This is a genomic window from Mesorhizobium sp. f-mel (genome assembly GCF_053850215.1).
Genome location: NZ_JBSPTO010000022.1, coordinates 93007 through 100691, shown reverse-complemented (window position 1 = coordinate 100691; position 7685 = coordinate 93007). Strand labels below are relative to the sequence as shown.

Here is a 7685-nt window from a genome sequence, read left to right as displayed (position 1 = left end):
GGATCGGCGGCGCAGCTCAAACACAATTCGCCACGCTTTCCCCACATCTCTCGCTCACCGCAGCCTCGTTCTTTGTGACCTGAACGAGTTAGCGGAAAGCGGAGATCGCGCGAGGGCCCCGCGGTCGCCAACCGAGACAGGTGGATAACTGCACCTTGAAGTCTGTCTCCTTTGGCGAGCGTGGATGCTCTGGCGCGGATCGTCGCGGCACCTGCGATGGCGCCGGCCGTCCCCAGAACCGTTCTAGGCCCATTTCGGCATTGTCGAGTCCCCCTCCAAATCTTGCGAAGCAGGCTACCCCGGACCGTTTGAGTTCCAGAATGGTAAGGTCAGCTCAAGTGCCGGTTCCCTGAACCGGCAGCAGGGGGACCACGCTAGGTTCGCTAACGCATTGTTTCGGCGAAACGTCTGTCGCTGTCATCCATTCGTAGGATGAGAATTCATATCTTAGTGGCTAGGGATTGAAGATAAGTGGACCTGCCCTTCAAAGGGAGGCTCTCCGCAGGCGATGCGTATTTGATTTTGGGGAGCATCCGGTGGACGTCAGTTCCGCGGGCAAAAGCAGCAAGCGGGTTTTAAAACTGGGGATGCCAGGCCGCAACTGGGCCGGCAGGGCGATTGGCAATGAGGGGCCATGGGAAAGATCAAGCGATCCTTGGAGGTTTTACGAACCGAAGGGCCTGGTCGACTCCTCCAATTGTCTGCCCTATCGCTGATCGAGCCGCTTAGATGGCAAGGGCTTCGTCCTCGCGTTGCGTCTGATGCAAAGCAGGCATTGTCCCATCTCAATTTGACAAATCGAAGTCGCGGATTGTTTATCGATTGCGGTTCAAATATAGGTCAAGGTCTTAGATTCTTTTCTACATACTATACGCCCGACAAATACGATTACATTTTGATCGAACCAAACAAGAATTGCCTTGCGCAGCTTAATGCTTTGCGCGCGAAAAACTTGACTATGGAGATTATCCCAAAGGCGGCGAGCGTAAAAGACGGCTACGCTGAATTGTTTGGGCCTCCTCCAGACCGAGCGGAAGCCACCCACCAAAGTTGCTCGATAATCTTGGACCACAACGAAAGCCTGTATCAATCACAGCGATTTGCGCCGGACCTCGTCGAAACGTTTTCACTCTCACAAATGATCAGGACAAAGCGTACGCTGTATGACGTGATCGTTCTCAAGCTCGATGTCGAGGGGGCAGAATACGAAATTCTTGATGATTTGATCAGGGCTGGAACCCATCGTGATCTATATGCCGCCTACGTGGAATTCCACTCTCTTAAACTGAGGAATCCCGCGAGACGGGAGAAGCGCGCCCTCGAAGCCAGAATGGTGCAAGCATTCGATGAAGCCGGCATTCGATTTAGAAGATGGATATAGCGTCATGGCGGGGCGCAGGAAGCTTGGGTTGAGTACCACTCTTGAGACGCGGCTCACCGCCAGATAACCGCTCGCGTCCGGCTCCGGCACAGCATATCGCCTCGGCGTGTAGACGCTGTCCCAATCGGCCTTGCCACATTGTTATCCAGCAGGCGGGTGATCCGGGCAAAGCCCAGAGAGAGCGGCTCTAGAGGCGTTCGGGAAAACCAGGCGATCCCAACTGACTGACTATTTATCCAATATTGCCGTCGGTAAGTTTCGCGCAAGTCCTGCAGTCAAATCGCATGAAAATTGGTGATCCATCCAAGATCAACGATTCTATCAACAGCGTGGCGCTAATTGATTTGGCGCTAATATGGGCCGTCGCGTAGGCAGGGATCGGGGGCTACCGAATCACACGAGGGATATTCGCATGGCCACGATGCACTACACCTGGGGCGCCTCAGCTGCCCAGGCCAAGGCCTATGGCTTCAATCTGGTTGATCTTCAATACGCGTCATCGGTCAACGCGTTGCCGGATGGCTCGAAAGCCCTGATCTGGCTCGGCGAGAGCAATGGTGTAACCCAGTCGTTTATCGACAAGGTAACGCCTCTCCTCAATAATCCGAAGGTTTTTGGATTTTTTCTGACTGACGAGCCGGATCCCACCGGCAGATATCATACCCAAGTGAGCGCTGCGAATCTGAAGGCGGAATCCGACTGGATCCATTCCCATTTTCCAGGCGCCAAGACTTTCATCACCTTGATGGACATGGGGTCGTTCACAGATTCGAACTATTCCAATACCTACAATCCTGCCAACACGGGCATCGACTATTACGGAATAAACCCTTATCCGGTGCGCACCACTGCGGTGGACTTCAACTACATTGATAGAGCTGTGGCTGCGGCGTTGGAAGCAGGCATCCCGCAGAGCGCGATCGTTCCGGTCTATCAGGCGTTTGGCGGCGGCGGCTGGTCGACCAATACGGGCGGCTCATATGTCATGCCCACGACATCCCAGATGCAGACCATGATGGACCACTGGGAAAGGCTGGTTCCCAATCCTGCGTTTGACATGGCTTATAAATGGGCCTCGCAGAACGGCGAAACCTCGCTTGGGAACACTCCGGCGATGCAAGACTTTTTCCTGCGACACAACACCAGCACCACGACCCCACCTCCAACCGACGATACGCTCTATGGCACCAGCGGAGCCGATGTACTTCAGGGAACCGGTGCCCACACGATGATCGGCTACGGCGGCAACGACACCTACTACGTCGACAATGCCAGCGACAAGGTGAATGAGGCGGCCGGCGGCGGCACCGACAGGGTGCTCACCTCGCTGAACTATGCGCTCGCGGCCGGCTCGGAAATCGAGCTTCTCGCCACCACGAATCCGTCTGGCACGACGGCAATCAACCTCTCCGGCAATGCGTTTGCCCAGACTATCCAGGGCAATGCCGGCGCCAATGTCATCAACGGCCTCGCTGGCGCCGATACGATGACCGGCTACGGCGGCAACGACACCTATTATGTCGACAATGCGGGCGACAGGGTCGTCGAGGCGGTGGGCGGCGGCACCGACAAGGTGCTCGCCTCATTGAGTCATGCTCTTTCGGCCGGCTCGCAGATCGAGGTTCTCGCCACCACCAGCCAGTCCGGCACGGCGGCTATGAACCTCAACGGCAACGAGTTCGCCCAGACAATCCAGGGCAACGCCGGCGCCAATGCCATCAATGGTCTCGGCGGCGCCGACACGATGATCGGCTACGGGGGCAACGACGGCTACTATATCGACAATGCCGGCGACAAGGTGATTGAGGCGATAGGCGGCGGTCGCGACAGCGTGGCTACTATGGTGAGCTATGCGCTTGCGGCCGGCTCGCAGGTCGAGCTTCTGGCCGCCAGGTATCCGTCCGCCACCACGGCAATCAACCTCACCGGCAATGAGTTCGCCCAGACAATCCAGGGCAATGCCGGCGCCAATGTCATCAATGGCGGCCGTGGCGCCGACACCTTGACCGGCAATGGCGGCAATGATGCCTTCGTTTTCAATACCGCTCTGGGCGCCGGCAATATTGACAGGGTTATTGACTTCAACAAGCTCCAGGACAAGATCCACATCGACAACGCTATATTTGCCGGGCTGAGCTCAGGCGCGCTCACATCCACCGCTTTCTTTGCCGGTGCGGCCGCGCACGACAGTTCCGACCGTATCCTCTACAACAATTCAACCGGAGCGCTCTCTTTCGACAGCGACGGGATCGGCGGCGCGGTTCAAACACAATTCGCCACTCTCTCTCCAGGTCTGTCGCTTACGGCAGCTGCATTCTTTGTGACCTGAACGAGCTAACGGGAAACGACCTCGCGTGAGGGTGGCGCCCGCCAACAGAGACAGGTGCACGAACTGCAGCTTGAAGCCCCGTCTCTTTTGGCGGCGTGGACGCACACTGGCGCGGATCGTCGCGAGTAGATCTACCGTCTATCGCCTCGCCGTGTATAGGCTGTCCATCCTTTCGCTGCCTGTCGGCAGCGACATGTCGTCATCCAGCAGCCGGGTGATCCGGGCAAAGCCCGTAAAAGCCTTTCTTGCTTCCTCGGCAGACATCTGGCCCGCCAGAGCCGCAGCGCAGCAGTTCAGCGCGCATTGATACACCGGGCCGCGCCGCCCTTTCGGCCAGTGGCGCAAAAACGTCATCGCTTCGCTGACACTGTCGATTTCTTCGACAGGTTTTCCCTGCCCGCGCGAAATTATCACCGGCGTAAAGAACTGCAGGCGATTCATCTTTTCCTCCCGTCGATCGCGATGCGTTCGATCGAACCTAATTAAATTCACGGCCAGCCAATTGGTTCCCGGCAAAAACGCCCACGGCCTTGGCAAAGGGTGGGGTGGTGAATCGCCAATCATCGCCCGACTTCTTGCCGTTGCGGAACGTTCGGGAGGGTGATGCATTTCGACTTCAGCGATGATGTTTGAGGGAAATGCCAGCCTATGAGAATAGCCCATGTGGCGCCGCTCCATGAATCCGTGCCGCCCCGGCTTTATGGAGGTACGGAGCGCATTGTCTCCTATCTGACCGAAGGATTGGTCGAGCTTGGCCATGACGTAACCTTGTTCGCCAGTGGCGATACAAAAACGTCGGCAAAATTGGTGCCGTGTCGCGAGCGTGCGCTGCGTCTTGACCCACGCCCGCTGAAATCCGAGACAGCCGCGCACCTTTCGATGCTTTCCGAGGTGAGGAAACGAGCTCATGATTTTGATATCATTCATTTTCACCTCAGCCATTTCCTGCATTTTTCTTTCTTCGAGCACATGCCCGAGCGGACGGTGACGACGCCGCACGGCAGGCTCGACTATGTCGATCTGGCGCCGGCCTATGAGCGTTTTCCGCGCTTTCCGATGATCTCCGTATCCCGTAGCCAAAGCACGGGGCTCGCCAACGCCAACTGGCTGACGACGATCCACCACGGGCTGCCGACCGAACTCTACAAACCGGTTTTCGAGACGAGCCCAGGGGAGCCCTACCTCGCCTTCCTTGGCCGGATGTCGCGCGATAAACGTCCGGATCGTGCCATCGCGATCGCGCTGCGCTCGGGGCTGAAACTGAAGCTTGCGGCAAAGATCGGCGACGACGACCGCGCCTATTTCCGAGAGGTGGTCGAGCCGCTGGTCGACGGTGACCGTGTCGACTATGTCGGCGAGATCGAGGAGGATAAGAAGGCGGAATTCCTCGGCAACGCGGCCGGCCTCGTATTCCCGATCGACTGGCCAGAGCCGTTCGGTCTTGCCGTCATAGAGGCGATGGCCTGCGGCACGCCGGTGATCGCCTGGAACTCCGGCGCGATGCCGGAAATCGTCGATCAAGGCGTGACCGGTTTTATCGTGGATTCCTTGGAGGGCGCGGTCGCCTCGGTGCCGGGCATGCTGCGGCTCGACAGGCGGAAGGTGCGAGCTGTCTTCGAAAGGCGGTTTTCCGCCGAAAGAATGACCCGCGACTACGTTTCCGCCTATGCGCGCCTGATCGGCGCCTCGGCCGAAGCAAGAGCGTTGTGAGTGGCATTACCTCGGGGGGCGAAACGAGAGAGATATGTAGCGAATGGCCCAACTCGACGAGCGCAAGCTTGATCCCGCGGTAGCACTTGCGTCCTTGGACGCCACCGCACCTCGAGAGCCGCATCGGCTGTTCGCCCTCAAGCAAGGCGATTGCTTTGCCGTGGCCGACGCCTACGGCGATATCCGCGGCGCCGGCGACGGCTTCTTCCGTGATGACACCCGAGTGCTTTCCGAATTCCGGCTGACCGTCGGCGGCCGGCAGACATCGCTGCTCGGTGCATCGCTCAGCCAGGACAATGTGCTCTTCACCTCCAACCTGACCAATCTGCCGATGCAGAGCGCCCGCGGCCGGGACATTCCGCAGGGCGCGATGCATATCGAACGCGTCAGGCTGCTTTGGCAGGACCGGTTATTTGAACGCATTACCCTTTCCAATTACAGCCAGGACCACTCCACTATCCGCGTTTCGCTGCATTTTGCCGCCGATTTCCGCGACATGTTCGAAGTGCGCGGCTCGACAAGGCTGAAGCGCGGCATGGCCCATGCTGCCGAGACGGATGCGACCTCCGTCCTGCTTCGCTACGACGGGCTAGACGGGCTGGCGCGGATGTCGGCCATATCGTTCTCGCAGGCGCCGGACCAGCTGACGGCCGACCGTGCGGACTTCCTGATTGCCGTGACGAGGCGCAGCAGCAAGGTGCTGTATGTCGAGGTCGGTCCCGGAGTGGCGGAAACGCCGAACCGCGATCGCTACCGCGCCGCCGCGGCCCGCGCTCGCTTCGGCATGCGGGCCAAGCGCCGCCATGGTGCCACTGTGCACAGTTCCGGCCGCGTCTTCAACGATTGGGTCGAGCGCGCTCGCGCGGATGTGGCGCTGCTGACCACGGAGCTTACGACCGGACCCTACCCATATGCGGGTATCCCTTGGTTTTCTACGGCGTTCGGCCGTGACGGCGTGATCTCCGCGTTGCAGATGCTGTGGCTCAACCCGGGTTTGGCGCGAGGCGTGCTGGCCTTCCTTGCCCAGCACCAGGCTACGGAGACATCGCCGTTCAGCGATTCTCAGCCGGGTAAGATCATGCACGAGACCCGCAAAGGCGAAATGGCGGCGCTGCGGGAGCTCCCCTTCGGCCGCTACTATGGCGGTGTCGACACGACGCCGCTCTTCATCCATCTCGCCTGCGCCTATGCGGACCGTACCGGCGACATGGTGTTCGTCGACGGCCTGTGGCCGTCGCTCTGCGCTGCGGCCGAGTGGACCGAGGAGGCGAGCCGGCCGACCGGCTTCGTAACCTATCAGCGTGCCGCCGAGTCCGGCCTCTCCAACCAGGGATGGAAGGACAGCATCGATTCCGTCTTCCATGCAGATGGCCGCGTCCCAAAGGGACCGATCGCTCTGGTGGAGGTGCAAGGCTATGTCTTTGCCGCCTTCCGGGGGCTGGCGGCGCTCGCCCGCCGCCGCAGCGAAGGCGACAGGGCCGATCATTGGGACAGCCGCGCCGAGGCCATGCGTGCCGCTGTGGAACGCCATTTCTGGCTGGACGATCTCGGCTTCTATGCCTTGGCGATTGATGGCGCCGGCGAGCCCTGCAAGGTGCGGACGTCTAATGTCGGGCATCTTCTCTATGTCGGGCTCCCCGAGCCGACGCGGGCGAAGCTGGTCGCCGACCAGCTGCTTTCGGCTTCCTTCCATTCGGGCTGGGGGCTGAGGACGCTCGCCGACGATGCTGTGTTCTTCAACCCGATGTCATACCACAACGGCTCGATCTGGCCGCACGACACCGCCATGTGCGGCGCCGGTCTGGCACGCTTTGGCGAGCGCGAAAGCGTGGTCCGGCTGATGAGCAGCACCTTCGAATCGGCTGTCCATTTCAACATGCGGTTGCCCGAACTGTTCTGCGGCTTTACCCGCGCGCCGGGCGAAGCGCCGATCGCCTATCCCGTCGCGTGCCTGCCGCAGGCCTGGTCGGCCGGGTCTGCCTTCATGCTGATGCAGGCCTGCCTCGGCCTGGAGATCGATGGCTGGGACGGCGAAATCCACGTCACCGGTCCCAGGCTGCCGATTGGTATCGACACGCTCACGCTGAGGCATCTGGGCGTTGGCACCAGGAAGGTGGATCTCACCTTCCAGCGTGTCGGCGATAGGGTCGTCGCCTTTCTCGCCGACCGGCATGAGGGCGTGCCGCTCATCGTGCGGACCTAGTTTGGCTTTTCGGAACCGACCGCTGCGCTGCGATTAGCGGAACCGATGGCCCGTCTGAACGT

The 7685-nt window shown here is 59.9% G+C and carries 5 protein-coding genes; 4 read left to right on the top strand and 1 reads right to left on the bottom strand.

What is annotated here, in order from left to right:
- Window positions 1-634: 634 nt before the first annotated feature.
- Together ACWUKX_RS23150 and ACWUKX_RS23145 are read left to right on the top strand one after the other, a co-directional pair.
- Entirely contained in the window at window positions 635-1381 is a 747-nt protein-coding gene (locus ACWUKX_RS23150; RefSeq protein ID WP_135937555.1) for an FkbM family methyltransferase, read from the top strand.
- 412 nt (window positions 1382-1793) lie between these two features.
- Window positions 1794-3710, top strand: coding sequence for a calcium-binding protein (locus ACWUKX_RS23145; RefSeq protein ID WP_456009186.1), 1917 nt, complete (start codon window positions 1794-1796; stop codon window positions 3708-3710).
- 138 nt (window positions 3711-3848) lie between these two features.
- On the opposite strand, the gene ACWUKX_RS23140 is transcribed toward ACWUKX_RS23145, so the two are convergent.
- The gene (locus tag ACWUKX_RS23140) at window positions 3849-4151 is read right to left on the bottom strand and encodes a DUF982 domain-containing protein (protein ID WP_095520379.1); all 303 of its coding nucleotides are present in this window, start codon (window positions 4149-4151) and stop codon (window positions 3849-3851) included.
- Between the two features lie 207 nt (window positions 4152-4358).
- Here ACWUKX_RS23140 and ACWUKX_RS23135 point away from each other — a divergent pair, with 207 nt between their 5' ends.
- Window positions 4359-5420, top strand: a complete 1062-nt coding sequence (locus ACWUKX_RS23135; RefSeq protein WP_456009185.1) for a glycosyltransferase family 4 protein — start codon at window positions 4359-4361, stop codon at window positions 5418-5420.
- Between the two features lie 43 nt (window positions 5421-5463).
- Window positions 5464-7623: an amylo-alpha-1,6-glucosidase gene (locus ACWUKX_RS23130; RefSeq protein ID WP_456009183.1), complete on the top strand. Its 2160-nt coding sequence runs from the start codon at window positions 5464-5466 to the stop codon at window positions 7621-7623.
- Window positions 7624-7685: the final 62 nt, after the last annotated feature.

What these genes read in the sequence shown, in the direction of transcription:
- ACWUKX_RS23150 (WP_135937555.1), top strand. Translation starts at nt 635, where the DNA reads ATGGGAAAGATCAAGCGATCCTTGGAGGTTTTACGAACCGAAGGGCCT.
- ACWUKX_RS23145 (WP_456009186.1), top strand. Translation starts at nt 1,794, where the DNA reads ATGGCCACGATGCACTACACCTGGGGCGCCTCAGCTGCCCAGGCCAAG.
- ACWUKX_RS23140 (WP_095520379.1), bottom strand. Translation starts at nt 4,151, where the DNA reads ATGAATCGCCTGCAGTTCTTTACGCCGGTGATAATTTCGCGCGGGCAG.
- ACWUKX_RS23135 (WP_456009185.1), top strand. Translation starts at nt 4,359, where the DNA reads ATGAGAATAGCCCATGTGGCGCCGCTCCATGAATCCGTGCCGCCCCGG.
- ACWUKX_RS23130 (WP_456009183.1), top strand. Translation starts at nt 5,464, where the DNA reads ATGGCCCAACTCGACGAGCGCAAGCTTGATCCCGCGGTAGCACTTGCG.